The organism is Streptomyces sp. NPDC015131 (assembly GCF_043079975.1).
Taxonomy (GTDB): domain Bacteria; phylum Actinomycetota; class Actinomycetes; order Streptomycetales; family Streptomycetaceae; genus Streptomyces.
In genome coordinates, this window is the sequence record NZ_JBIBVB010000001.1 from 1120727 (window position 1) to 1144206 (window position 23480).

General features: G+C 75.3%; 20 protein-coding genes. 9 read left to right on the forward strand and 11 right to left on the reverse strand.

Features of this window, described 5'->3' with window-relative positions:
- Window positions 1-130: 130 nt before the first annotated feature.
- The 4 genes from ACF08D_RS04685 to ACF08D_RS04700 are packed head-to-tail and all read right to left on the reverse strand — an operon-like array spanning window position 131 to window position 8904.
- The gene (locus ACF08D_RS04685; RefSeq protein WP_392221043.1) at window positions 131-2350 is read right to left on the reverse strand and encodes an NADP-dependent isocitrate dehydrogenase; all 2220 of its coding nucleotides are present in this window, start codon (window positions 2348-2350) and stop codon (window positions 131-133) included.
- 43 nt (window positions 2351-2393) lie between these two features.
- On the reverse strand, window positions 2394-7004 hold the full coding sequence (locus tag ACF08D_RS04690) for an amino acid adenylation domain-containing protein (protein ID WP_392221044.1): 4611 nt from the start codon (window positions 7002-7004) through the stop codon (window positions 2394-2396).
- The gene (locus tag ACF08D_RS04695; RefSeq protein WP_392221045.1) at window positions 7001-8650 is read right to left on the reverse strand and encodes an amino acid adenylation domain-containing protein; all 1650 of its coding nucleotides are present in this window, start codon (window positions 8648-8650) and stop codon (window positions 7001-7003) included. Before ACF08D_RS04695 ends, ACF08D_RS04690 begins: the two co-directional genes overlap by 4 nt.
- The gene (locus ACF08D_RS04700) at window positions 8647-8904 is read right to left on the reverse strand and encodes an acyl carrier protein (RefSeq protein ID WP_392221046.1); all 258 of its coding nucleotides are present in this window, start codon (window positions 8902-8904) and stop codon (window positions 8647-8649) included. Before ACF08D_RS04700 ends, ACF08D_RS04695 begins: the two co-directional genes overlap by 4 nt.
- Before the next feature lie 482 nt (window positions 8905-9386).
- Here ACF08D_RS04700 and ACF08D_RS04705 point away from each other — a divergent pair, with 482 nt between their 5' ends.
- Window positions 9387-9968, forward strand: a complete 582-nt coding sequence (locus ACF08D_RS04705) for a CAP domain-containing protein (RefSeq protein ID WP_392221047.1) — start codon at window positions 9387-9389, stop codon at window positions 9966-9968.
- Between the two features lie 11 nt (window positions 9969-9979).
- On the opposite strand, the gene ACF08D_RS04710 is transcribed toward ACF08D_RS04705, so the two are convergent.
- Complete coding sequence (locus tag ACF08D_RS04710; protein WP_392221048.1) at window positions 9980-10738, reverse strand: peptidoglycan recognition protein; 759 nt, start codon at window positions 10736-10738, stop codon at window positions 9980-9982.
- A 206-nt stretch (window positions 10739-10944) separates the two neighbouring features.
- Here ACF08D_RS04710 and ACF08D_RS04715 point away from each other — a divergent pair, with 206 nt between their 5' ends.
- The 3 genes from ACF08D_RS04715 to ACF08D_RS04725 all read left to right on the forward strand — a co-directional run bounded on the left by ACF08D_RS04715 (window position 10945) and on the right by ACF08D_RS04725 (window position 13820).
- Window positions 10945-12387 carry a WGR domain-containing protein gene (locus tag ACF08D_RS04715; RefSeq protein ID WP_392221049.1) on the forward strand — a complete coding sequence of 481 codons (1443 nt, stop codon included), beginning with the start codon at window positions 10945-10947 and terminating at the stop codon, window positions 12385-12387.
- Complete coding sequence (locus ACF08D_RS04720) at window positions 12384-12878, forward strand: hypothetical protein (protein WP_392221050.1); 495 nt, start codon at window positions 12384-12386, stop codon at window positions 12876-12878. Before ACF08D_RS04715 ends, ACF08D_RS04720 begins: the two co-directional genes overlap by 4 nt.
- 408 nt (window positions 12879-13286) lie before the next feature.
- Window positions 13287-13820: a DoxX family protein gene (locus ACF08D_RS04725; protein ID WP_392221051.1), complete on the forward strand. Its 534-nt coding sequence runs from the start codon at window positions 13287-13289 to the stop codon at window positions 13818-13820.
- A 34-nt stretch (window positions 13821-13854) separates the two neighbouring features.
- Here the strand turns inward: ACF08D_RS04725 and ACF08D_RS04730 are convergent, their stop codons facing one another.
- Window positions 13855-14010 (reverse strand): DUF6131 family protein, encoded by a 156-nt coding sequence (locus tag ACF08D_RS04730; RefSeq protein ID WP_392221214.1) that lies wholly within the window; start codon window positions 14008-14010, stop codon window positions 13855-13857.
- A 143-nt stretch (window positions 14011-14153) separates the two neighbouring features.
- Here ACF08D_RS04730 and ACF08D_RS04735 point away from each other — a divergent pair, with 143 nt between their 5' ends.
- Together ACF08D_RS04735 and ACF08D_RS04740 are read left to right on the forward strand one after the other, a co-directional pair.
- On the forward strand, window positions 14154-15404 hold the full coding sequence (locus tag ACF08D_RS04735; protein WP_392221052.1) for an FAD-dependent monooxygenase: 1251 nt from the start codon (window positions 14154-14156) through the stop codon (window positions 15402-15404).
- 64 nt (window positions 15405-15468) lie between these two features.
- Window positions 15469-15903 (forward strand): hypothetical protein, encoded by a 435-nt coding sequence (locus tag ACF08D_RS04740; RefSeq protein WP_392221053.1) that lies wholly within the window; start codon window positions 15469-15471, stop codon window positions 15901-15903.
- A gap of 86 nt (window positions 15904-15989) precedes the next feature.
- Here ACF08D_RS04740 and ACF08D_RS04745 read toward each other — a convergent pair whose 3' ends face one another.
- Both ACF08D_RS04745 and ACF08D_RS04750 read right to left on the reverse strand, forming a co-directional pair.
- Window positions 15990-17405: an alpha-lytic protease prodomain-containing protein gene (locus ACF08D_RS04745; RefSeq protein WP_392221054.1), complete on the reverse strand. Its 1416-nt coding sequence runs from the start codon at window positions 17403-17405 to the stop codon at window positions 15990-15992.
- Window positions 17406-17579: 174 nt separating this feature from the next.
- Window positions 17580-18545 (reverse strand): LysR substrate-binding domain-containing protein, encoded by a 966-nt coding sequence (locus ACF08D_RS04750; RefSeq protein WP_392221055.1) that lies wholly within the window; start codon window positions 18543-18545, stop codon window positions 17580-17582.
- A gap of 188 nt (window positions 18546-18733) precedes the next feature.
- Between ACF08D_RS04750 and ACF08D_RS04755 the strand changes: the two genes are divergently transcribed.
- Window positions 18734-18928, forward strand: a complete 195-nt coding sequence (locus ACF08D_RS04755; RefSeq protein WP_392221056.1) for a hypothetical protein — start codon at window positions 18734-18736, stop codon at window positions 18926-18928.
- A gap of 22 nt (window positions 18929-18950) precedes the next feature.
- On the opposite strand, the gene ACF08D_RS04760 is transcribed toward ACF08D_RS04755, so the two are convergent.
- Entirely contained in the window at window positions 18951-19604 is a 654-nt protein-coding gene (locus ACF08D_RS04760) for a DUF6328 family protein (RefSeq protein ID WP_392221057.1), read from the reverse strand.
- 114 nt (window positions 19605-19718) lie between these two features.
- Here ACF08D_RS04760 and ACF08D_RS04765 point away from each other — a divergent pair, with 114 nt between their 5' ends.
- The gene (locus ACF08D_RS04765) at window positions 19719-20324 is read left to right on the forward strand and encodes a flavodoxin family protein (RefSeq protein ID WP_392221058.1); all 606 of its coding nucleotides are present in this window, start codon (window positions 19719-19721) and stop codon (window positions 20322-20324) included.
- A gap of 135 nt (window positions 20325-20459) precedes the next feature.
- Here the strand turns inward: ACF08D_RS04765 and ACF08D_RS04770 are convergent, their stop codons facing one another.
- Both ACF08D_RS04770 and ACF08D_RS04775 read right to left on the reverse strand, forming a co-directional pair.
- Window positions 20460-20798: a DUF3140 domain-containing protein gene (locus tag ACF08D_RS04770; RefSeq protein ID WP_392221059.1), complete on the reverse strand. Its 339-nt coding sequence runs from the start codon at window positions 20796-20798 to the stop codon at window positions 20460-20462.
- Window positions 20795-21022 (reverse strand): DUF2945 domain-containing protein, encoded by a 228-nt coding sequence (locus tag ACF08D_RS04775; protein ID WP_392221060.1) that lies wholly within the window; start codon window positions 21020-21022, stop codon window positions 20795-20797. The genes ACF08D_RS04770 and ACF08D_RS04775 overlap by 4 nt, the downstream gene beginning before the upstream one ends.
- A 221-nt stretch (window positions 21023-21243) precedes the next feature.
- Between ACF08D_RS04775 and ACF08D_RS04780 the strand changes: the two genes are divergently transcribed.
- Entirely contained in the window at window positions 21244-23337 is a 2094-nt protein-coding gene (locus ACF08D_RS04780; protein WP_392221061.1) for an MMPL family transporter, read from the forward strand.
- Window positions 23338-23480 lie beyond the last annotated feature (143 nt).

Here is a 23480-nt window from a genome sequence, read left to right on the forward strand (position 1 = left end):
CCGCCCGGCACACGGAGGCGGGCGGCCCCGGTCCCGTACGGACAACGCGATCGCCCCGGCCGGTGGGAAACCGGCCGGGGCGATCCACGTGCGGGGGGCCGGGCCCGGCGGTGCGGGCCCGGCGGCGGCGTCAGGCCAGCGAGGCCAGCGCCTGGTTGAGGGTCTTCGACGGGCGCATGACCGCCGCGGCCTTGGCCGGGTCCGGGTGGTAGTAGCCGCCGATGTCGGCCGGCTCGCCCTGCACCGCGATCAGCTCCTCGACGATGGTGCCCTCCTGCTCGGTGAGCGTCTGGGCCAGCGGGGCGAACGCCTTGGCCAGCTCGGCGTCGTCCGTCTGCTTCGCCAGCTCCTGCGCCCAGTACAGGGCCAGGTAGAAGTGGCTGCCGCGGTTGTCGATGCCGCCCAGCCGGCGGCTCGGCGACTTGTCCTCGTTGAGGAACGTGGCCGTGGCGCGGTCCAGGGTGTCGGCGAGGACCTGGGCGCGGGCGTTGCCCGTGGTCTGCGCCAGGTGCTCGAAGCTCACCGCGAGCGCCAGGAACTCGCCCAGGCTGTCCCAGCGCAGGTAGTTCTCCTTCACCAGCTGCTGGACGTGCTTGGGCGCGGAACCGCCGGCGCCCGTCTCGAAGAGGCCGCCGCCGTTCATCAGCGGTACCACGGAGAGCATCTTGGCGCTGGTGCCCAGCTCCAGGATCGGGAAGAGGTCCGTGAGGTAGTCGCGCAGGACGTTGCCGGTGACCGAGATGGTGTTCTCGCCGCGGCGGATCCGCTCGACGGACAGCTTGGTCGCCTCCACGGGCGACATGACCCGGATGTCCAGGCCCTCGGTGTCGTGCTCGGCGAGGTACCGCTCGACCTTCCCGATCAGGACGGCGTCGTGGGCGCGGGTCTCGTCCAGCCAGAAGACCGCCGGGTCGCCGGTCGCGCGGGCGCGGGTGACGGCGAGCTTCACCCAGTCCTTGATCGGCGCGTCCTTGGTCTGGCAGGCGCGGAAGATGTCACCGGCCGACACGGTCTGCTCCAGGACCACGTTCCCGGCCTCGTCGACGAGGCGGACGGTGCCGGTGGCCGGGATCTCGAAGGTCTTGTCGTGGCTGCCGTACTCCTCGGCCTTCTGCGCCATCAGGCCCACGTTGGGCACCGAGCCCATCGTCGCCGGGTCGTACGCGCCGTTGGCACGGCAGTCGTCGATGACGACCTGGTAGACACCCGAGTAGCTGCTGTCGGGCAGCACCGCGAGGGTGTCGGCCTCCTGGCCGTCGGGGCCCCACATGTGACCCGAGGTGCGGATCATGGCCGGCATGGACGCGTCGACGATCACGTCGGACGGCACGTGCAGGTTGGTGATGCCCTTGTCGGAGTCGACCATGGCCAGCTCGGGGCCCTCGGCCAGCTCCGCGTCGAACGACGCCTTGATCTCGGCGCCCTCCGGCAGCTTCTCCAGGCCCTTGTAGATGCCCCCGAGGCCGTCGTTGGGCGTGAGGCCGGCGGCGGCGAAGACCTCGCCGTACTTCGCGAAGGTCTTCGGGAAGAAGGCGCGCACCACATGGCCGAAGACGATGGGGTCGGAGACCTTCATCATGGTGGCCTTGAGGTGCACCGAGAACAGCACACCCTCCGCCTTGGCGCGGGCGACCTGCTCGGACAGGAACTCGCGGAGCGCGGCGACGCGCATCACGGAGGCGTCGACGACCTCACCGGCCTGTACGGGTACGGACTCCCGCAGGACGGTGGTGGAGCCGTCGTCGCCGGTCAGCTCGATGCGCAGCGAGCCGGCCTCGGAGATCACGACGGACTTCTCGGTGGAGCGGAAGTCGTTCTGGCCCATGGTCGCGACGTTGGTCTTCGACTCGGGGGTCCAGGCGCCCATGCGGTGCGGGTGGGCCTTGGCGTAGTTCTTCACCGAGGCGGGGGCGCGGCGGTCGGAGTTGCCCTCGCGCAGGACCGGGTTCACGGCGCTGCCCTTGACCTTGTCGTACCGGGCGCGGATGTCGCGCTCCTCGTCGGTCTTCGGGTCGTCCGGGTAGTCCGGCAGCGCGTAGCCCTGCTGCTGGAGCTCGGCGACGGCCGCCTTCAGCTGCGGGATGGAGGCCGAGATGTTCGGCAGCTTGATGATGTTGGCACCGGGGGTCTTGGCCAGCTCACCCAGCTCGGCGAGGGCGTCGTCGATGCGCTGCCCCTCCTCGAGGTACTCGGGGAACCCCGCGATGATGCGGCCGGCCAGGGAGATGTCCCGGGTCTCGACGCCGACGCCGGCGGTCGAGGCGTAGGCCTGGACCACGGGCAGGAACGAGTGCGTGGCGAGTGCCGGGGCCTCGTCAGTGTGTGTGTAGATGATGGTCGAGTCAGTCACCGGGTGCTCCGCTCCACGTCTGCGTCTGCAACATTGCTCGACATCAAGATATCTCGTGATCGATCGTCGATCGACAGGGGTCCGGTTCCTTTCTGGACAGCCCGGGGGAGGGGGGCAAAAACCCCTCCCGCTCGAAAAACCGTACATAGCGGTCGAAGAGTGCATCGTCCACCACGGCGGGTACGACGTCGCATTCCGACAGTGCCCGCCGGGTGGCCGAGGAGTCGAACAGCGGAGAGCCGCCCTTGGGCGCGGTCTCGGCGGGCGTCGCCTCGGCGGAGGGCGTCTCGGCGGACGGAGTCTTGGCGGGCGCCGCCTCGGCGGACGGCGGGAGGAGCCCGAGGAGCGGGTAGGCCGCGTTCCCCGGCTGCCGCTCCACCCGGCGGTGCCACTCCTCCAGCGGTACGTCGTCCAGCCGGTGCCCCAGTTCCCGCAGCCGCCCCGCGATCCCGGCGAAGGTCCGCAGCCGCTCGCTGGACAGATGGAAGACGCCCCCGGCCGCCCCCGTGCCGGGCGCCGCCCGGCCGGTCGCCAGCGCGGTGATCGCCCCGCTGACGTGGTCCACCGGCACCAGGTCGAAGTCCGAGACGTAGTCACCCGGCGCGGCACCCACCTGGAGGCACCCCTTCACCAGCAGCCACAGGAAGTCCGACGTCTGGCACACCCCGGTGGCGGTGGCACCGGCGATCCGGGTGGGCCGGTACACCGTCACCGGCAGCCCCCGCTCCCCGGCCCGCGCCACCAGCGTCTCCGCCACCCACTTCGACTCGGCGTAGCCGTTGCGCAGCAGCGTCACGTCGCCCAGCGGGTGACCGGGCAGCACCCGGCCCACCGGCGGCCCGGCCGGCGGGAACACCCCCACTGTCGACACATGGTGCACGGGCACCGTGCGGTGGGCGGCGGCCAGCCGCAGCACCTCCGCCGTCCCGTCCACGTTGGCCGCCCTCAGCCGCTCGTAGCCGTACGCCAGGTTCACCTCCGCGCCGGAGTGGAACACCGCGTCGACGGACCGGGACAGCGCGGCGAACCGGTCCTCGCCCAGCCCCAGCCGGGGCAGCGCCAGATCGCCGGGGACCGGGACCACCCGGTGCGCCATCGCGTCGTCCCACAGCCGGTACCGCTCCAGAACGGCCCGGATCCGCTTGCCGGCCGTCGCCGCGTCCGCCGCCCGCACCAGGCAGTGCACGACCGCCCCGGTCCGCTCCAGCAGCTCGCGCAGCAGGAACGCGCCGAGGAACCCGGTCGCACCCGTCAGCAGCACCTCGCGCGGCTCGGCGGCCACCCGCACCACCTCCCCGGCGGGCACGATGGCCGGGTCCAGAGCCACCGGCCCGATGGCGGGCACCGCGCGCCCGCGCGACCGGGCGAGCGCGGCGAGACCGCCCAGCGTGGGCGCCGCGACGATGTCGGCGGGACGGATGTCGAGCCCCAGCTCGGTGCGCAGCCGCACCGACAGCCGCACGGCCAGCAGCGAGTCGCCGCCCAGGGCGAAGAACGACCGGTCGGGATCGGTGTCCCCGGTCCGCAGGACGTCGCACCAGACCGCCGCCAGCCCGCCGGGCCCGGGACCGCTTGGTCCGGCACTGGCGCCGCCGGGACCACCGCTTCCGGTAGTGCCGGTTCCGGAACCGGGACCGTCGCTTCCGGTGTCGCCGCCTCCGGAACCGGGACCGTCGCTTCCGGTATTGCCGCCTCCGGAACCGGCACCGCGCGAACCGGCGCCCTCCGTCGCGCCGTACCGCCGGTGCACGGCCGCCCGGTCCGTCTTGCCGCTCGCGGTGCGGGGGAGGCCGGGCACCACGACCACCGACGACGGGAGCAGGTGCCGGGGCAGCCGCGCCCGCAGGCCGGCCCGCACCCCGTCCGCGCCGGGCCCGTCACCGGCCGCCACCGTGACGTATGCCACCAGGCGCTTGTCCTCCGCCTCCCGGCCCGCGACCTGCACCACCGCGTCCGTCACACCCGGCACCGCCTTCACGGCGGCCTCGACCTCGCCCGGCTCCACCCGGTACCCCCGGATCTTCACCTGGTCGTCGTCGCGGCCGAGGAACCGGATCGTGCCGTCCGGCAGCAGGCGGCCCCGGTCCCCGGTGCGGTAGAGCAGACCGCCCGGCGGCGCCCCGCCGAACGGGTCCGGAACGAACCGGCGGCCCTGCCCGGCCTCCCCGGACAGATAGCCGAGGGCCACGGAGTCACCGGCGACACAGATCTCCCCCGCCGTCCCCACCGGACACGGCCGCAACCGCCCGTCCAGCACGTACACCCGGCTGCCCGGCACCGGGCGCCCGATCGGCGGCCGGTCCGGCCACCCCTCCGGGGCGCCGGTCAGCCGGTGCGCCGTCACCACATGCGTCTCGGACGGGCCGTACTGGTTCTCCAGGCTCGCCCCCGGGCACGCGCGCGTGAAGAACGCGCGGATCGCCGGCGTCACGTACAACTGCTCGCCCGCCGTGATCACCTCCCGCAGCGAGGGCAGGACCCGGCCGGTGGCCACCGCGTACCCGGCCAGCTGCTGAAGCGCCACATAAGGCAGGAAGAGGCGGTTCACGGCCCGGTCCGCGATCAGGTCGAGCAGGCGGTGCGGGTCCCCGCGCGTCGCGTCGTCCGCGACGACCAGCGCCCCGCCGGCCGCCCAGGTCGCGTACGCCTCCTGGAACGCCACGTCGAAGCCGTACGGGGCGAACTGGAGCGTGCGCGATCCGGCACCGGCGTCCGAGGTGCGGCACTGCCAGTCCAGCAGCGCCGCCAGCGACCGGTGGGGGAGCGCCACCCCCTTGGGACGCCCCGTGGAGCCCGAGGTGTACACCACGTACGCCTCGTCGTCCGGCGACGTGACCGGCAGCGGCGCGTCCCCGGGGCAGTCCGGGACGTCCTCCAGGTACAGCACCGGCACACCGGGGTCGGGGACGGGAGCCGCCGCACGGGTCGTCAGGACGGCGGCGAGCCCGCTGTCCCGGACCATCAGCGCGGTACGGGCGTCCGGCAGGGACGGGTCCAGCGGCACACAGGCGGCGCCCGCCCGCGCCACGCCCAGCAGGGCGACCAAGGCGTCGGCGGACCGGTCCATGCGCACGCCCACGCGCGCGTGGGCCGCCCCCCGGGCCACCAGCCAGTGGGCCAGGCGGTGCGAGGCCGCCGACAGCTCCCCGTACGTCACGGTCCGCCCGCCGTCCAGCACGGCCGGGGCGCCGGGGGCGGCGAGCGCGGTCCGGACGGCCCGCTCGTGGGCGTGCGGCGGCGGCTTTGCCCCGGCCTCCCGGGCCGCCCCGCTCAGCTCCCCGGTCACCAGCAGCCGTTCCGCCCCGGGCATCACCGCCAGGTCCTCCACCGCCCGGTCCGGGTCCCGGGTGGCGTCGGCCAGCAGGGCCAGGAAGCGCCCGGACAGCCGCCGCGCGGTCGACGGGTCGAGGACACCGGTCGCGTACTCCATCAGCACCCGGTACCCCTCGCCCTCCCCGCCCGGGACGATCTCCAGGAACAGGTCGAACTTGGCGGTGCCGTCATGGGCGTAGAGGCGCTCGGCGGCCACCCCCGGCAGCCGCAGCCCGGGCGCGCCCGCGTCGTCCACCGTGAACACCACCTGGAACAGCGGGAACCGTCCCGGCACCCGCTCGCCCGCCAGCTCGGCGACCAGCCTGCTGTGCGGGACCCGCCGGTGCGCCATGGCCCCCCGCACGCACGCGGTGCTCCCCGCGACCAGCTCCCGGAAGGTCTGCCCGGGCCGTACGCGCTGACGCAGCGGCATGACGTCGCTGAGGCAGGCGACCAGCGGCTCCAGCTCCAGCCGGTCCCGCCGGCTGACCGGGGTGCCCAGCACCACGTCGTCCTGGCCGCCGAGCCGGCTCACCAGCGCCGTCAGGACGGCGGTGAACAGGCCGAACGGCGTGGCGCGCAGCCGCCGGCAGGTGTCGCGCACTGCGGCGGCGAGATCCGGCCCGACCCGGAACTCGATCATCCCGCCGCGGTGGTCCGGGACGGCGGGCCGCGGCCGGTCCAGCGGGACGGTCGACTCGGCCGGCGCCCCGGCCAGGGTCCGCCGCCAGTAGGCCAGGTCCTCGCCCCCCGGCGTGCCGGGGTCCGCCGTCTCCTCGGCGCGCTGGGCGCGGGCGTACGCGCCGAACGTCGTCGGAAGGGGCGCCAGCGCGGGGCGGCGGCCCTCCGCGGCGGCCCGGTACAGCTCGCCGAACTCCTCGTCCAGGAGCCGGAAGGACCAGCCGTCCACGACCGCGTGGTGCACGGCCACCGCCAGGACGGCCTCCCGCTCCCCGGTGCGCAGCAGCGTCGCCCGCAGCAGCGGCGGCCGGTCCACGGGCAGCGGGCCCGAGACGGCGGCCCGGACCGCTTCCGCCACCGCGTCCCCGGGCACCTCCCGGACGGCGAGGGGGACGGGCGCGGCGGGGTGCACCCGCTGCACGGTCCGGCCGCCCTCCAGCACCAGCGCCGTCCGCAGCGGCTCGTGCCGGGCGACGATCCCGGTGAGCGCCGTACGGACGGCCGTGACGTCGACGTCCCCGCGCAGCCGGTGGACCCAGGACTCGACGTACCGTCCGGTACCGCTCTGGAACTGGTCGTTGAGCCAGATCGACTCCTGCTCGAACGACATGGGGTGGGTGGGCAGTGCCTCCCCGGCCGGGCCGTTCCCGGGCGCCGTCATGCGCCCGCCTCCCCGGTACGGGCCCCGGAGCCGCCGTCCGGCCGGAGCGCGTCCAGCAGCGCGGCGCGGTCCAGCTTCCCGTTGGCGGTCAGCGGCAGCCGGGGGAGCACCCGCACCACGTCGGGCACCAGGTGGCGGGGCAACCGGGCGGCCAGCTCCCGGCGGAGCGCCGGGCCCGACGGCGGGGCCTCCGAGGGCGCCGCCGTGCAGAACAGGGCCAGCCGCTCGAAACCGCCGTTCGCCCCGGGGACGGGGACGGCCGCGCAGTCGGCCACCGGGGGCAGGGTGCGGGCGACGGCCTCCACCTCCTCCGGTTCGACGCGGTGGCCGCGCAGCTTCACCTGCCGGTCGGCGCGGCCGGTGAAGTGCAGGACGCCGTCCGCGTCGCGGAAGCCGAGGTCGCCGGTGCGGTAGACCCGCGTCCGTACGCCGTCGAGGGCGACGGCCGGGAACGCCCGGGCGGTCGCCTCCGGGTCGCCCAGGTAGCCGAGGGCGATGCCGTCGCCCGAGACGCAGATCTCGCCCGTGACGCCCGCCGGGGCCTCCTCGCCGTCCGCCAGGACGTGCACCCGGCGGCCCGGGACCGGCTCGCCCACGGGTATCCCGGTGGGGACGTCGCAGTCGGCGCGGCGGACCCGGCGGGCCGTGGCGAACACGCACGTCTCGACCGGCCCGTAACCATTGGTCAGGACGGTGTCCGGGTGGCGGTCGAGGAAGGCGCGCACCCGGGGCACGGAGAGCCGCTCCCCGCCCGTCAGGACATGGCGCAGCCCGCCGAAGCAGCCCGGGTCCTCGTCGGTGAACAGGTGGAAGAGGGAGGCGGTGAGCCAGACGGTGTCCACCCCCTCGCGTTCCACCAGGCCGCGCAGCGTGCCGGGCAGCAGGAAGCCCCCGCCGAGCAGCACGCTGGTCCCGCCGTTGACCAGCGGGCCCCACGCCTCCAGGGTGAAGCCGTCCCAGGAGACCGGGGCCGCCTGCGGCATCACCGGGCGCCCGGCGTCGCCGGCGGTGAAGGGCGCGAAGCGGTCCCCGAGGAGGCTGAGCGTCGCCCGGTGCCCCGACACCACCGCCTTGGGGCGCCCGGTGGTGCCCGAGGTGAAGAAGACCGTGGCGGGAGCGGCCCCGTCCACCGGGTCACCGGCCCCGCCGCCGGTGCGCTCCGCGCCGGACGCGGGCCGGGCCGCCCCGCGCCGGGGGAGCAGGCCGCGCCCGTCCGGGGAGCAGACCACGCGCGCGTGGAGGCCGTTCTCGCCGGCCGGCGCGACCGCCACCCGGGGCGTGAGCATCGCCGCCACCGAGCGCAGCCGCCCGGCGGGCCAGGCGGGGTCCAGGGCCGCGTAGGCGGCGCCTGTCTTCAGGACGCCGAGGAGCGCGGCCACCAGGGTCGCCGAACGCTCCAGCACCACCGGCACGAACGTCCCCGGACCGGCGCCCCGGTCCCGCAGTTTGGCCGCCCAGGCGTCGGCCGCCGCGTCCAGCTCGGCGTACCCCACCCGCCGGTCGCCGTCGACCAGGGCCACCGCGCCGGGCGTCCGCGCGGCGTGCTGCTCGACCGCCCGGTGGATCAGCTCCGGCCGCCCGCCGGTCGCGGTGCCCGCCGCGCGCGGGGCCGGTACGGCGCCGGGCAGCGTCGGGACGCCGGTCACCGGGCGTCCCGGGCGGCGGTCACGGCGGCGGCGAAGCCGGCCAGGTCCTCGCTGTCGAGCAGGGTCTCCGGCGGGACGTCCACGTCCAGTTCGCGGCCGACGCGCAGGCATATGCGTATGGCGTCCAGCGAGGTACCGCCGAAGTCGTAGAAGCTGTCCGAGGCCCGGTGGGGCCCGGTGCCCGTCACCTCGGCCACGACGGACAGCACGACCGCCACGACATGGTCGGCGGGTGCGGTGCTCTCAGTGCTCACGTGCGGGGCTGACACCCTCGAAGTCCCTTCTGCTCTTGTCCTGCGACTGCCGGGCGGGTCTTATCGAACAAGTCCGGCCAGTCTTCGCACATCCTGCCCCATCGCCGCCCCGCCCGGAGAGGGGCCGCCGGACGTGAACGTCCGCCCCCCGGGGCCGATTCCGGCCCGCCCGGTTTCCGGCCGGGGCGCGCACGGAAGACCTGACGTCCCAGACGTGCGCAGCCGTCCACGACGCGTCACACGGTCACGGACGGCTGGAGAAACGTTCCATCACGCCGGAGGAAGGCTGCTTTCCCGTGTCGTACGACCCCAGCCCGGACCGCCCCCGCGAAGACGGACTCCGCCCCGGTGCGCCCCTTTCCGGCCGCGCCCGCCGCCGCTCCCGCTCCCGCTCCCGTGCCGGGGAAAGGGCCCCACGCCGGGGGAGACCGGCCCGGGCCACCGGAATCGCCCTCGCCGGTACGGTGGCGGCGGCCGGCGCCGTGGCGGCAGCCGTGGCCCTGGTGACCGGCGCCTTCGACGCGGACCAGTGGGGCGGCCCGGACGTCCGGGTGGCCCCTCCGGCAGCCACCCCGTCCCCCGCCGCCCCCACCGCTCCGGACCCCGCCCTTCCGGTGCCGGCCGCCTCGGTGCCGGCGAGCGCGGTCCCGGCGGCCGGACGGGCGGTGGCCGCGGCCGCCGCCACGCGCGCGGAGCGGGTGGTCGCGCTGGTGAACGCCGCGCGGGCGAAGGCGGGTTGCCGCCCCGTACGCCCCCACGCCCGCCTCCGCGACGCCGCGCAGGGGCACGCCGACGACATGGCCGCCCGGCACTACTACGCGCACGACAGCCCGGAGGGCCGCGACGCGGGCGACCGGATGGAGGCGGCGGGCTACGCGTGGCGCGTCTGGGGCGAGAACATCCACCGCGGCCCCAAGGACCCTGGCCGCGCCGTGCGCGACTGGCTGGCCAGCCCGGGCCACCGCAAGAACATCGTCAACTGCGAGTTCAAGGACATCGGCGTCGGCGTCAGCCTCCGCTCCAACGGCCCCTGGTGGGTGCAGGTCTTCGGGCTGTCCGGCTGACGGGGCCCCGGCTACGGACGGTGCTGGAGACGGGCGGCCCGCGCGGCGATGTCGGGGAGCTTCGCGTGCAGGGCCCCGCCCGGGCAGCGCGTCGGGTAACCGTCCGAATGGCCGCTGACCACGGCGAGGTTCGCCCGTGTCCCCTTCGGGTACCGCGCCTCGTCGTTGGTCGACACCAGGGTCACCCGGCCGCGCGGATCGGGGCCGTACGGGCCGAGCTTCCACGCCACGAGCCGCGCCATGGCGTCGAGCATCGGCTCCGGAACGGAGTCCTCCTCATTGAAGGTGCCGATGCCGGCGATGCCCACCGTTCCCTCGTTGAACCCCTTGGAGTGCGCCCCGACGACGGGCCGGTCGACGCCGCCCGCCCGCCCCTCGTAGATGGTGCCGCACGCGTCGACCAGGAAGTTGTAACCGATGTCGTCCCACTCCCGGCCGATCGCATGGCCCGCGTACACCTGGCGCAGCGTGCCCGGCACGGTCGCGCAGTCGTAGCCGTTGGGCGTGCTGGTGTGGTGGATGACGGCCGCGCGCACGGCCGGCGCGTAGCGGGCGGCGGGCGCCGTGCCCACGCTCTCCGCGTGCCACGCGCCGCGCGGCACGACCGCGGGACGGGGGCCCTGGTGCAGGGCCCTGGGCGCCGGCCGGCGCTCCGGCGCCGAGGAGGCGCTGCCCAGCAGCCAGGCACCCGGGTGGAGCACCAGCGAGGTGGCGGCGAGGAGCATCAGCACCGCCAGCGCGGCGGCGCTGCGGTACCGGCGCCTCCGCATGAGCTGCATGCTCCACCCTCCGCTCGTCACGGCCATCGTGCCCCTGGCCGGGCCGGCGCGCCCGCCGGGCTGCTCCGCCAGTGGCGCTGCTCCACCAGTGGCGGGCGACGGGCCGTCACCGGGTGATTGTCAGTGGTGGCTTCTACCGTTCAGGAAGTGGGACTCGCGGAGAAGGCCGCGCGGTCCGTCCTGGGGAGGGGTCTGCCATGTCGACCACGTCGACCACGTATCTGGAGCTGTCGCAGGACGGCGGAGGTGCGCACAAGTTCTACGAGGTCACGGTGGCCGGCCAGGTGGTGTCCGTGCGCTACGGACGGATCGGCGCCGCCGGGCAGACGCAGACGTCGACGTTCGCCACGCCCCAGAAGGCGCAGGCCGCCGCCGCGAAGAAGGTCGGCGAGAAGGTGCGCAAGGGGTACGCGCCGGCCGTGCCCGGGCAGCGGGCGCCCCGCTCGGTCACCCGCCGCCAGGTGTCCTCGGCGCCCTCCACCGCGCGGGCGGTCGCACCGGTGCTGTGGCGGTTCCGCACGGGCTCGGCGGCCTTCGGCATCCACGTCGACGACGAGCGCTGCTGGGTGGGCAACCAGTCGGGCGACGTCTACACCCTGGCGCACGGCGGGGAGGTCCTCGCCCGCTACAGCCTGCCCGACGGCGTCAAGTGCCTGGTCGCGGACGACTTCTGGATCTACGCGGGCTGCGACGACGGCCGGGTGTACGACCTGTCCTCCAAGCTGCCGTTCGCGGCGTACGACATCGCCGACGACGTCGACATCTTCTGGCTGGACATCCACGAGGGCGTGCTCAATGTCGCCGACCGGGGCGGGCGGCTGACCGTGATCGACCACGAGGACGAGCACCAGTGGGCGCGCGGCGGACGGGGCGAGCACGCCTGGATGGTGCGCGCCGACGACCGTGCCGTCTACCACGGCCACACCCACGGCGTGACGGCCTACGCGCCGGACGGCGGGGGCGAGCTGTGGCACACGCCCACGCGGGGCGCGGTGCTGTTCGGCTGGCAGGAGGACGACGCGGTGTACGCGGGCACGGGGAGCAGGGTGGTCCAGCGGCTGTCCAAGCGGGACGGCCGGCTGGAGGCGACATACGGCTGCGACAGCCCGGTGTACTCGTGCGCGACCTCGCCCGGCGGCCGGTTCGTCTTCGCGGGGGACTCCTCCTCGTCGGTGTACTGCTTCGACCGGGACGGCACCCGCCTGTGGAAGCTGGGCACGGGAGGCGGCTCGGCACTGTCGATGCAGTACCACGAGGAGCGGCTCTACCTGGTCACCACGGACGGCTCCCTGGTCTGCGTGGACGCGAGCGAGGCGGCCGTCACCGCCGCGCAGCGGGGCTCCGTGCCCGTCGCCCGGGACGTGAAGCTGGCCGCCGCGCTGCCCACCTACGCACCGGCGACGGCCGCCGCCGCGGTGACGACCGTGTCGGCCGCGCCCGCCGGCGCGGTGGTCGTGGAGTGCGTCCAGCAGGGCGGCCGGATGCGGGTGCACGTGGTGTCGGAGGGTTACGACCCGTCGTGGAACGTCCAGTTCCCGCGCGCGATACGGGAGCCCGGCGCGCGGTACGTGGTGGACGCGCTGCACCCCGCGTCGGGCGGTTTCTACCGGGTGCGGGGTGACATCAGGAGGCTCGGGTGACGGACCGGGCGTTCGAGGCGGCGACGGGCGACGGGCCCGCCCCGCCGGCGGAGGAGGAAGCGGCGCGGCGCCGGGCGGCCGAGGTGCGGGTGGCGTTCGAGGGGCTGCTGCAGATCCGGCGGCTGACCGGGGGCGCCGGGAGCGGGGGCGATCCCGAGGCGGTGCCCGCGCCCTGGGAGCGCAACCGGCCGGTCAGGGCGGTCGCCCTGGCCCTGGAGGCCGCCGGACTGGCGCCCTCGGGCGTGGACGCGGAGGGGCGGCGCGTGGCGAACGGGTACCGGGTGGCGGCGGGGGAGGCACCGGGGACGGTCAGGGTGGAGTGGCTCGGCCCGCCCGGGGGAGGGGCCGCGCAGGAGGAGGAGTCCGCGCTCGGCGCGTGCGTCCGGGCGCTCGCCCCGCTGGGCTGGGAGGCCCTGCTCTACCGGGGCCCGCGAGGACGCCGCCACCTGGAGGTGGAACCCCTCCCGCCCCCGGCCCGGGGCGGCCGGTGAGGCGTGCCTGGGCGCGCGGGCGGGGCGGGCCTGGGCGGACGGTGGGCCGGCCGGGACGGATCGGGCGGGTGGGGGTGGTACGGGCGGGGCGGGGCCTGCGGGCGGCCGGGATGGGACCGGCGGGCGTGGGTGGCACGGGCGGGACGGGGCCCGCGGGCGGCCAGGGTGGAACCGGCGGGCGTACGGCACCGGGCGGCCGGGACCGTGGCCGGGAGGGCACCGGCAGGTGGGGCGCGACCCGCGGGCGGTCGCGGACCGGCGGGCGGGGCGGGACCCGCGGGCGGAGGGCCAGCCGGGCCGGGCCCGCCGGGTAGGGCCCACCCGTATGGCGCAGCAGCGGGGTCCGGGGGGCGGCGCGCCGGGTGAGAGTGGGACGGTACACAACCGCCGCCACGCCCGGGAGACCCCATGAGCGCCGCCCTCAACCGACGCGACCTCGGTCTGTGCGTCCTGCGCGCGGGCACCGGAGCGGTGCTCGCCGCGCACGGGGCGCAGAAGCTGCTCGGCTGGTTCGGGGGCGGCGGCCTGGAGGGCACGGCCAAGGCGATGGACGCGATGGGCTACCGGCCCGGCCGCCTGAGCGCGGTCGCGGCCGGAGCGGGAGAGGCGGGAGGGGGACTGCTGCTGATGCTGGGGCTGGCCACCCCCGCCGCCGGGGCGGCCGCGGCGGGTGCGATGGCGGGGGCGGTCGCGGTGCACGCCCCGGCCGGGTTCTTCAACCAGTCGGGCGGCTTCGAGTATCCCGCCCTGCTGGGCTTCACGGCGGCGGCCATCGGGGTCACCGGTCCCGGCAGGTACTCCCTCGACCACCTCACCCGCCACCGGTTCGACCAGCCGTGGACCGTGGCGGTGGCCTTCGTGGGCAGCGCCCTGGCGGCGGCGGCCGTGGTGGGCAAGCGCGCCAAGGACCGGCTCGAAGAGTCCGGCGACACGGACGCCTAGCGCGGCGGCGCCGAGCGCGGCGGCGCCCGGCGCGTCACCAGTAGTGCCGCCGTCCGCCCACGGCGTGCCCCAGGGCGCCCAGGATCCAGAGGGCCGCTCCGAGCACGATCAGGACGAGTCCGATGGTCCACAGGACGCCGATGCCGGCCACGGCACCGATGATGAGCAGGACAAGGCCCAGGATGATCATGACGGCCTCCGATCGGGTGTACCCCACTGCAAGGCACCTCCCCACCCACCGCCAGAACAAACCGTACGGATCGCACCATTTAGGGCGATGGGCTGGTACGTTGCCTGATCAATTGGCCGCCTCAGCCCTTGATCGGAGTCCCTGTGAAGGTCGCCTGCGTCGGCGGCGGGCCCGCCGGTCTGTACTTCTCCGTCCTGATGAAGCTGCGGAACCCGTCCCACGAGATCACGGTCCACGAGCGCAACCCCGCCGGCTCCACCTACGGCTGGGGCGTCACCTACTGGGAGGGGCTGCTCGACACCCTGCGGCGCCACGACCCGGTCAGCGCCGACGCCATCGCCCGGAGTTCGGTCCGCTGGAGCGACGGCACGGCGTATGTCCGGGGCGACCGGACCGTGCACCACGGGGACCAGGGCTTCGGCATCAGCCGCCGCGTCCTGCTCGACATCCTCGCCGAACGGGCCGCGTCACTCGGCGTGCGGATCGCGTTCCGGAACACCGTCACGCCCGGGACGGTCCCGCCCGGCGCCGACCTGGTCGTCGCCTGCGACGGGGCGGGCAGCCGGCTGCGCGGCGGCCTCGGCGACCACTTCGGCACCGACATCACGGCCGGGCGCAACCAGTACATCTGGCTCGGCACCACCCGGGTCTTCGACGCCTTCACCTTCGCCTTCGTCGAGACGGAGCACGGCTGGATCTGGTGCTACGGCTACCGCTACGGCGAGGACCACAGCACCTGCGTCGTCGAGTGTGCGCCCGACACCTGGACCGGGCTCGGCCTCGACCGGGCCGGCCACGCCGACACCCTCGCCCTGCTGGGGCGGCTGTTCGCCGAACCGCTGGACGGCCACCCCCTCGTCGGCGGGGAGCGCGGCGACGGCGGCGCGCGCTGGCTGAACTTCCGCACCGTCACCAACCGCACCTGGCACCACGGCAACCTCGTCCTGCTCGGCGACGCCGCCCACACCACCCACTACTCCATCGGGGCGGGCACCACCCTCGCCCTGGAGGACGCCGTCGCCCTCACCGCCGCCCTCCACGAGACCCCCGGCGCCGACGGCGGCCCCGGCCTCACCGCCGCCCTCGCCCGCTACGAGCGGGAGCGCCGCACCGCGCTCGTCCCCACCCAGAGCGCGGCCCGTTACAGCGCCCGCTGGTACGAGAACCTCCCGCGCTACATGGACCTGGCGCCGGATCAGATGTTCGCGCTGCTCGGCCAGCGGCACTCCCCGCTGCTGCCGCACGTCCCGCCCCAGCTCTACTACCGGATCGACCGGGCGGCCGGGCAGGTCGAGGCGCTCCGCAGGTTCAAGCGCTGGCTGGGCCCCCGGCTGGCCCGCACGGTCGCCGTGACCGGCCGCTCCGGCACCCCCGTGGGGAAGGCCGGCGGCTGAGCGGACGGCCACCCGCCGCAATCGGAGTGTCGTGAGAAGGATGCAGGGCGCACACTGGGTCCTTGTGAACGAGGGAACACACGACCACCATCCGCACCACCACCAGGAGCGGCGCGACCCGGACGAGGAGTCCGCCGGCGCGTACGAGGCCGCGCACTCCGACGCGTACCCCACCGGCCCGTACGACGCCGCGCACGACGCCGCGCACGACGGCGTACTCGCGGACGAGCGGGGAGACGACGCTCCGCCGCGCCGGGGCCGGGTCGTCCTGATGGCCGTGCTGGTGCCCCTCGTCGGAGCCGCCGGATCCGCGGCGGGGCCGCTCTTCCGGGGTGTCTCGTCCGCCGGCGGTCCGCTGCTCGTGGTGGTGGGCGCGGTGCTGTTCCTCGCGGTGTTCGCCCTCACCTCCCTCACCGCCATCTGGCTGCTCAACAAGGCGTCGGTCGCCTGCGCACGCGTGCGGGACGGCTTCGACCGCCGCTCCGGCCGGGAGGACTGACGCCACGTGCGCGCGTGCCGTGACCGCCACCGGTCACGGCACGCGCCCCCACGGCCCGGCGCCCGGACGGGCGCGTCACGCACCCGTCAGACGCGCTGCCAGAGCGCCGGGACGTTCGGTGGTTCCCACCCGGCCTGCGCCTGGTGGCCCTGCAGGCAGCGGTAGGTGGCGCCGCCGTGGGTGACCTGGGCGCCCGCCGCGTAGACGGTGCCGGCCGACCAGGTGCCGCCCGGCTCACCGGGGCCCGGGTCCTCCGGGTCCTCGGGGTCGCCCGGGCCGGTGGAGGTGGTGAGCGTCAGCCCGTACGCCTGGAGCAGCGGGTTGATCGGCTGGTGGTACGTCGTGCCGCCACTGCGGCAGTTGCCCGAGCCGCCCGAGGTGACGCCCTGCGCCTGGCTGCCGGAGATGTACGAGCCGCCCGAGTCGCCCGGTTCGGCGCACACCGACGTCCGCGTCACCCCGCTGATGGTGCCCTCGGGGTAGGTGACACTGGTGTTGTGCTGCTGGATCGTGCCGCAGTGCCAGCCGGTGGTCGAGCCCGAGCGGCAGATCGACGCGCCGACCGGCTGCTGGACCGACCCGGCCACCTGGACATTGGCGCCGCCCGCGCCCTTGACGTACGGCGTGGCCGTCCAGTTGGAGTTGGTCGCCACCCAGGCCGTGTCGCGGCCTGGGAACGTCGACGCGTGGAACGAGCCCTGCGCCACCTGGTTGTAGCCGCTGGTGGTGGTGCCGGCCCGGCCGCAGTGGCCCGCGGTCGCGAAGCCCTGCTGGGTGCCCCGGGTGACGGAGAAGCCCACCGAGCAGCGCCCCGAACCCCCCATGTAGTACGCGTCGCCACCCCGTATGTCGTAGAGCGGGCGCGGCTGTTCGTCCGTCGGGACCACCCGGACGCGCGCCCGGTCGTCCCGGCCCAGCCGGGTGATTAGCGACCGGGCCTCGCCCGGGTCCGCCGCGCCGACCACCACGGAGTTGCTCTTCACGTCGACGTACCAGACGGGCACCCCGGACGGCCGGGCATCACGCGCCGCCCGGTCCAGCGCCGCCTTCGTACCGTCCAGTTCGGCCAGGCTGTGCCCGACCACCGCGGCCCGGGCGCCGCTCGCCCGGACGGCCGCCGCGTCGGCGGCCCGGGTGGTGGCGACCGTCAGCACCGACGACGCGTCACCCTCGACCCAGGCGCCCGCGTACGCACCGGCCAGCCGCTGCCGCAGGAGCGCGGCGGTGGCACCCGCCGCCGCCTCGTTGGCCAGCCGCTGCCGCGCCTCGGCACGGGTCAGGCCCAGGTCCCGTTCCATGGCGGCCAGCACCTCCGGGCGTACGGAGTCCACGGCGAGCGTGTCCGCCGCCGAACGGGCCGCCGCCGGGGGCGCGGCGGCGGCACCGGTGCCGGACGCGGGGCCGCCCGGGGCGGCCGAAGCGGCGCCCTGCAAGGCGGTCAGGACCAGGGCGCCCACGGTGGCGGCGCCCACACACGCGGCTCTGGCGTGTCGGTGGAACATGCGGAAGTCTCCTCGGTCTCGGAGGCGGGGAGCGGAGCAGGGGGATCCGGAGCAGGGGGATCCGGGGGTACGGGATCCCGCGGTGCGGCGGTGCGGCGGTGCGGGGAGAAGTGGGGAGTGGCGGTGGGGGGTGCTCCGAAACCGTAGGGAAGGCGGGCGCGGCCCGGGGAGATCTCAGTCGGCCCTCTGCCCGGTGTTATGGGCCAGCCAGCGGGTGTAGCCGGTGCTGCGGGTCACCGCCGCCCGGTGCGCCGCCCGCACCTCCTCGACCACGTCGTGCGCTCCCACCGCGGCGGGCGCGTCCGGATGCCGGCCCAGCAGGTGCCGCCACACCAGCGGTGTGCCGGCCAGCGGCCGGGTCACCATGCCCGGGGTGTCGGGGAACGTGGCGCGGCACAGCCCGACCGCCCTGCCGACCTGCACCAGATGCACGCACGACGCGGTGTCCGTCTCGTACACCGAGGCCGGGGTGAAACCCGCCCGGAGGCACGCCGCCGCGAAACAGTCCGCGAAACACCCGTCCCCCGGGACGTCCGTCCACGCCTCCGAGGCCAGCTCGGCCAGCTCCACCTCCCGCGCCCCGGCGAGCGGGTGGGCGGCGGCCAGCATCACGAACACCGGATCGCGCGCCACCTCCGTCCACACCAGCCGGGCGGGCTCCGGCGGGGCGCTGTCCCCGCACGTACCGATCAGCGCGTAGTCCAGCTCGCCCTCCGCCGCGGCGGCGGCGATCTCCCGCTCGGACCACGAGGTACGGGTGACCACGGTGACGCCCGGGGCGCCGGTCGCGAGCCGGTCGACGAGCCCGCCCAGCAGCGGCCCGTGCGTCCCCCCGACGCTCACCCGCCGCCGCTCGGCCACCGGGGCCCCCGACCGGGCGAACCGCTGCGCCTCCTCCTGGAGTTCGCGTACGGCGGGCAGGACGACCCGGGCGCGGTCCAGTACCAGGGCGCCGAGCGCGGTGGCGCGCACCCCGTGACGCCCGCGTTCGAAGAGCGCGCCGCCCAGGGAGCGCTCGATCCGCTTGAGCTGGGCGCTCAGCGCCGGCTGGGCGAGCCCCAGCGCCGTCGCGGCCTTGGTGAGGCTGCCCGCGTCGGCGATGGCCCGGATCGTCCTCAGGTGCCGCAACTCCAGTTCCATACGGGCAGCTTGACGCCCGGCCGACCCCCCGACAAGACAAAGGTCCGGACCAATCCGGGGTGGGGCTCCGGCCCGGTCGCGGCGGGCCGGGCCCTGTGTGACGCTGGCGGCGGAAGCCAGCACCCGGCACCGCCCCGGGCACGGTCCCGGCGGGCGGCGGGGACACGGGACACGGAACGGAGAACGTCATGAACCAGCTGGGAGACAAGCCCGAAGAGGTGCGCAAGCGGCTCGAGGAGGAGAAGCGCCAGGCCCAGCGGGAGCGCGAGGGCGACCTCGCCGAGCGGGCGGCCGACGACCTGCCGGAGCCCGCCGCTCCCAAGGGCCCGGTCCCGGGCGACGCGACGCGCGAGAGGCACCCCGACGCCGAGGAACGGCAGTAGCGGGACCGTTCCGTTCCGGCGGTCAGTCCTCCGGGGTCGCCTCCGGGCGCCCGGAGGACCGGTGCCGCAGCCACAGCGGCAGCGCGTACCAGCACAGGCCGAACCAGAGCATCACCCCGCCGACCAGGATCTCCGCGAGCAGCCCCGGCACCACCACGTGCAGGATCAGCAGCAGCGTGCACCCGATGGTGAGCGCCAGCAGCACCATGCCGCACATCATCAGCCGGCTCGCCGCCTCCACCACCTCGTCCTTCATCCGCTGGCCGGACAGGAAGCGGTGGATCGAGACCGGCGCTATCAGCGAGCCCGTGGCCGACGCGCCCAGCACCACCGTGACGACGTACACGACCCGGTCGAAGGTGTCCAGCTCCCGGAACAGCGGGGTGAAGGCCACGCTCAGCAGGAAGCCGAAGAGGATCTGCACACCCGTCTGGGCGACCCGGGTCTCCTGGAGGATCTCGTTCCAGCGGCGGTTGACCCGTTCGCGCGCCGTCTCCGGCCGCTCCTCGACCTGCCCGCCCTGCCCGGCCGGTCCGCCCTGCCCGGCCTGCCCGGCCCGTTCAGCCTGCCCGGCGGGTCCCGTCGGGCCGTGACCGCATGCGCAGGCACAGGCGGTACGGACCTCCGGGTCCTTCTCCGCTCTCGCCCCGGTCGACCGCTGCTCCGTCATGGCCATGGCACCCTCCCTGTCGTCAGATGGGTCCCTTTGCCCCGTCCGGGGCCCTTCATGCTCACCTGATCGGCGGAGTGCACCGGTCTCGGCGCGGGCGTCCCGGGTACCAGGGACGGCATGAAAGCACTGGTGATCAACTGCACCCTCAAGAAGTCGCCCGAGCCGTCCAACACCCGCGCGCTGGCCGACGTGGTCGCCCGCCGGCTCGTGTCGTACGGGGTCGAGGTCCGCCATGTCCGCGCCGTCGACCTGGCCATCGCACCCGGTGTGACCAGCGACGAGGGCGACGGCGACGAGTGGCCGGAGGTGCACCGCGCGCTCCTGGAGTCGCAGATCCTCGTCATGGCCTCGCCGACCTGGCTGGGCCGCCCGTCCTCGGTGGCTCAGCGGGTGCTGGAGCGGATGGACGCCCTGCTCTCCGAGACCGACGACGAGGGCAGGCCGGTGGCCTACAACCGGGTGGCCGGAGTCGTGGTGACCGGCAATGAGGACGGCGCTCACCACGTCATCAGCGAGATCGCCGGCGCCCTCGGCGACATCGGCTACACCGTCCCCGGCCAGGCGTGGACGTACTGGCACCTCGGCCCGGGCGCCGGCCCCGACTACCTCGACGACGAGCGGGGCCACGACTGGTCCGACAAGACGGGCCGGGCGATGGCGGCCAACCTCCACGGGGTGGCCAAGGCCCTGCAGCAGAACCCCCTCGGACCCCCGCCCAGCTGAGCCGTAAGCGGCAGCCGGAAGCCAGAAGCCGGAAGCCGGAAGCCAGAAGCCGGAAGCGGAGGCCGGAAGCGGAAGCCGGAAGCCGGACCAGCCCATGCCCCGGCGCGCGGTGCGGCACCGCGCGCCGGGGCGCGCTCACTTCTCCGGGTCGTGGCCCCAGTTCATCAGCGAGTACCGCCACGGGGTGTCGGTCACGTCCCCGTCGGGGCGCTGTGCCGCGTGCCGGTGCACATAGCCGACGACCTTCCGCATGTGCGCGAGGTCGTCGTCGCCGAGGTCGGACTTCTTGGTGCGCAACAGCTCCACGATCCGCCGCCCCGACGCATGGCCGACACTCTCGCCCCCGCCGCCGGACTGGCCGACGCCGCGGGACTCCTCGGTCTCCAGCCACTTCTCCAGCTCCCCGGCGGTCATGTTCACCGCCTCGCCGAAGTCGGCCACGACCTTCTCGCGGTCCGGGCCGCCGCCGCTCACGAGCGCTTGCCCTTCTTGCGCAGCGACTCCGGCTTGTGCACCGCGCGCCGACCGGTCTTGTCGCTCTCGACCTCGTACTGAGGTTCGTCCTTCGACGCGTCCACCGTGCGCCCGGCCGCCTCGGTCCGCTTGGTGACCTTCTTCTTCACCTCGCCCTCGACGGTCTTCCCGTGGCTGCTCCAGGTGACCTCGTCACCCTTGCGAAGCTTCTTCTCCTCGGCCATGCGACGCCCTCCTCCGGACTCCGCCCCCCGATTCCGTTTCCCGGCTCGACGGTCCCACGGATGCGCGCGGGCCGCTTCCGGGAGAAGACGCCCGGGCGGCCGTAGCGTTCGCCGGTGAACGTCCGCTTCCGGGCTCCGCATCCGGACCGGGAAGCCGGGCAGAAGGGTTGGCCAAGGGGCGGCGCCGCGGCGGCCCCTTCCGGTGCTGCGATGGGGAGTCCATGAGAAGTGCACAGCGGTGGGCCCGGTGGCTGGTGCCACTCGTCCTCCTGGTCGTCTGGCTGGGCATCGGCGGGACACTCGGCCCGTACGCGGGGAAGCTCGGCGAGGTCGCCACCAACGACCAGGCCGCCTTCCTTCCCCGTACCGCCGAGTCGACCCGCGTCCTGGAGGCGCGCAAGGACTTCGAACGGTCCGAGACCGTGCCGGCGATCGTCGTCTGGACGGCGGACGGCGCCCCCGTCACCGAGGCGCAGCGGGCCGCCGCCGGCCGGGCGCTCGCCGGACTGGCCGGACGCCCCGGCGTCGCCGGCCCGGCCTCGCCCGCCCTGCCCTCCGCCGACCGCGAGGCGCTGCAGGCCGTCGTCCCGCTCCGCCCCGACCTCGGCGAGGAACTCCCGGCGGTCCTCGACTCGCTGCGCTCCGCGGTGGGCGCGGTCCCGGGCACGACGGCCGAGATCGCCGGGCCCGCCGCCAACCAGGCCGACCTGTCCGACGCCTTCTCGGGCATCGACGGGCTGCTGCTGGGCGTCGCCCTGATCGCCGTGCTGCTCATCCTGCTCGTGGTGCAGCGGAGCGTCCTGCTGCCGCTGGTCATCATCGTCTGCGCGGTGTTCGCACTCGGCCTCGCCTGCGCCATCGTGTACGCCCTGGCGGACCGCGGCGTCGTACGGGTGGACGGGCAGGTGCAGGGCATCCTCTCCATCCTGGTGATCGGCGCCGCCACCGACTACGCCCTGCTGATCGCCGCCCGGTTCCGCGAGGAACTCGGCCGCGGCCAGGACCGTGCCGCCGCCGCGCTGACCGCCGTACGCCGCTCCTTCGGCGCCGTCACCGCCAGCGCCGCCACCGTCGCGCTGGGTTTGCTGGCCCTGCTCGCCAGCGACCTGACCAACAACCGGGCCCTCGGGCCGGTCGGCGCCATCGGCATCGGCTGCGCGCTGCTCTCGGCGCTGACGTTCCTGCCCGCCGTCCTCGCGCTGCTCGGCCGCGCCGTCCACTGGCCCTCGAAGGCCCGGACGCCCGCTGCCGCTACCGGCGAGGAGCAGGCCCCGGGCGGGCTGTGGGGCCGGGTCGCCGCCCGCGTCGACCGCCGCCCGCGCCGGGTGTGGGTCACCACCGCCGTGGCGCTCGCCGCGTGCGCGGCCTTCGCCCCCACCCTGTCGGCCAGGGGAGTGCCGCTCGACGAGATCTTCGTCAACGACGCGCCCTCCGTGGCCGCTCAGGAGACCCTCGGCCGGCACTTCCCCGGCGGCGCCGGCAACCCGGCCGTGATCGTGGCCGACGCCGACCGCGTCCAGCAGGTCACCGAGGCCGCGAAGGGCACCGGGGGAGTGGCCTCCGCCGCGCCGGTCACCGCGTCCGGCCGGCCCGGCGGCGGACCGCCCCTGGTGGTGGACGGCCGGGTGCGCATCGACGCCACCCTGCGCGACGCGGCCGACAGCACGGCGGCCACCCGGACGGTCGAGCGCCTGCGCGAACGGGTGCACGCGGTGCCCGGCGCCGACGCGCTCGTCGGCGGCTACACCGCCCAGCGGTACGACACCCAGCAGACCGCCGCCCGCGACCGGACCGTGATCGTGCCGGTGGTGCTCGGCATCATCCTGCTGATCCTGGTGCTGCTCCTGCGCTCCCTGCTGGTCCCGGTCCTCCTGGTGGCGACCGTCGCCCTCAACTTCCTCGCCACCCTGGGCGTCTCGGCCCTCGTCTTCGAACGGCTGCTCGGCTTCAGCGGCACGGACGCGTCGGTCCCGCTGTACGGGTTCGTGTTCCTGGTCGCCCTCGGCGTCGACTACAACATCTTCCTGATGTCACGGGTACGAGAGGAGGCGCTCCTCCACGGCACCCGCGCCGGTGTGCTCAGGGGCCTGACGACCACCGGCGGGGTCATCACCTCGGCCGGTGTGGTCCTGGCGGCGACCTTCGCGGCGCTGATGGTCATCCCGCTGGCCTTCCTGGTGCAGATCGCGTTCATCGTCGCCTTCGGCGTGCTGCTGGACACCCTGGTGGTCCGCTCCCTCCTGGTCCCGGCGCTGGTCGTCGACATCGGGCCGAAGGCGTGGGGGCCCAGCGCTCTGTCCCGGAGCGACCGGTGACCGCCCGCGCCGCGCCCGCCCCTCACCCGGCCGCCCCCGCCGGTTCCGCCGACGCGCCGGTCCGGACGTCCGCGCTTACGGTGGGCAGGGCGGGGCCGCAGCCGCCCGCCCCGTGGTCCGTCCCGCGGTCCGCATCACATTTC

Coding starts and splice junctions, on each gene's coding strand:
- ACF08D_RS04690 (WP_392221044.1), bottom strand. CDS start 7,004: ATGACGGCGCCCGGGAACGGCCCGGCCGGGGAGGCACTGCCCACCCAC.
- ACF08D_RS04710 (WP_392221048.1), bottom strand. CDS start 10,738: ATGCGGAGGCGCCGGTACCGCAGCGCCGCCGCGCTGGCGGTGCTGATG.
- ACF08D_RS04715 (WP_392221049.1), top strand. CDS start 10,945: ATGTCGACCACGTCGACCACGTATCTGGAGCTGTCGCAGGACGGCGGA.
- ACF08D_RS04725 (WP_392221051.1), top strand. CDS start 13,287: ATGAGCGCCGCCCTCAACCGACGCGACCTCGGTCTGTGCGTCCTGCGC.
- ACF08D_RS04730 (WP_392221214.1), bottom strand. CDS start 14,010: ATGATCATCCTGGGCCTTGTCCTGCTCATCATCGGTGCCGTGGCCGGC.
- ACF08D_RS04745 (WP_392221054.1), bottom strand. CDS start 17,405: ATGTTCCACCGACACGCCAGAGCCGCGTGTGTGGGCGCCGCCACCGTG.
- ACF08D_RS04750 (WP_392221055.1), bottom strand. CDS start 18,545: ATGGAACTGGAGTTGCGGCACCTGAGGACGATCCGGGCCATCGCCGAC.
- ACF08D_RS04755 (WP_392221056.1), top strand. CDS start 18,734: ATGAACCAGCTGGGAGACAAGCCCGAAGAGGTGCGCAAGCGGCTCGAG.
- ACF08D_RS04760 (WP_392221057.1), bottom strand. CDS start 19,604: ATGGCCATGACGGAGCAGCGGTCGACCGGGGCGAGAGCGGAGAAGGAC.
- ACF08D_RS04765 (WP_392221058.1), top strand. CDS start 19,719: ATGAAAGCACTGGTGATCAACTGCACCCTCAAGAAGTCGCCCGAGCCG.
- ACF08D_RS04775 (WP_392221060.1), bottom strand. CDS start 21,022: ATGGCCGAGGAGAAGAAGCTTCGCAAGGGTGACGAGGTCACCTGGAGC.
- ACF08D_RS04780 (WP_392221061.1), top strand. CDS start 21,244: ATGAGAAGTGCACAGCGGTGGGCCCGGTGGCTGGTGCCACTCGTCCTC.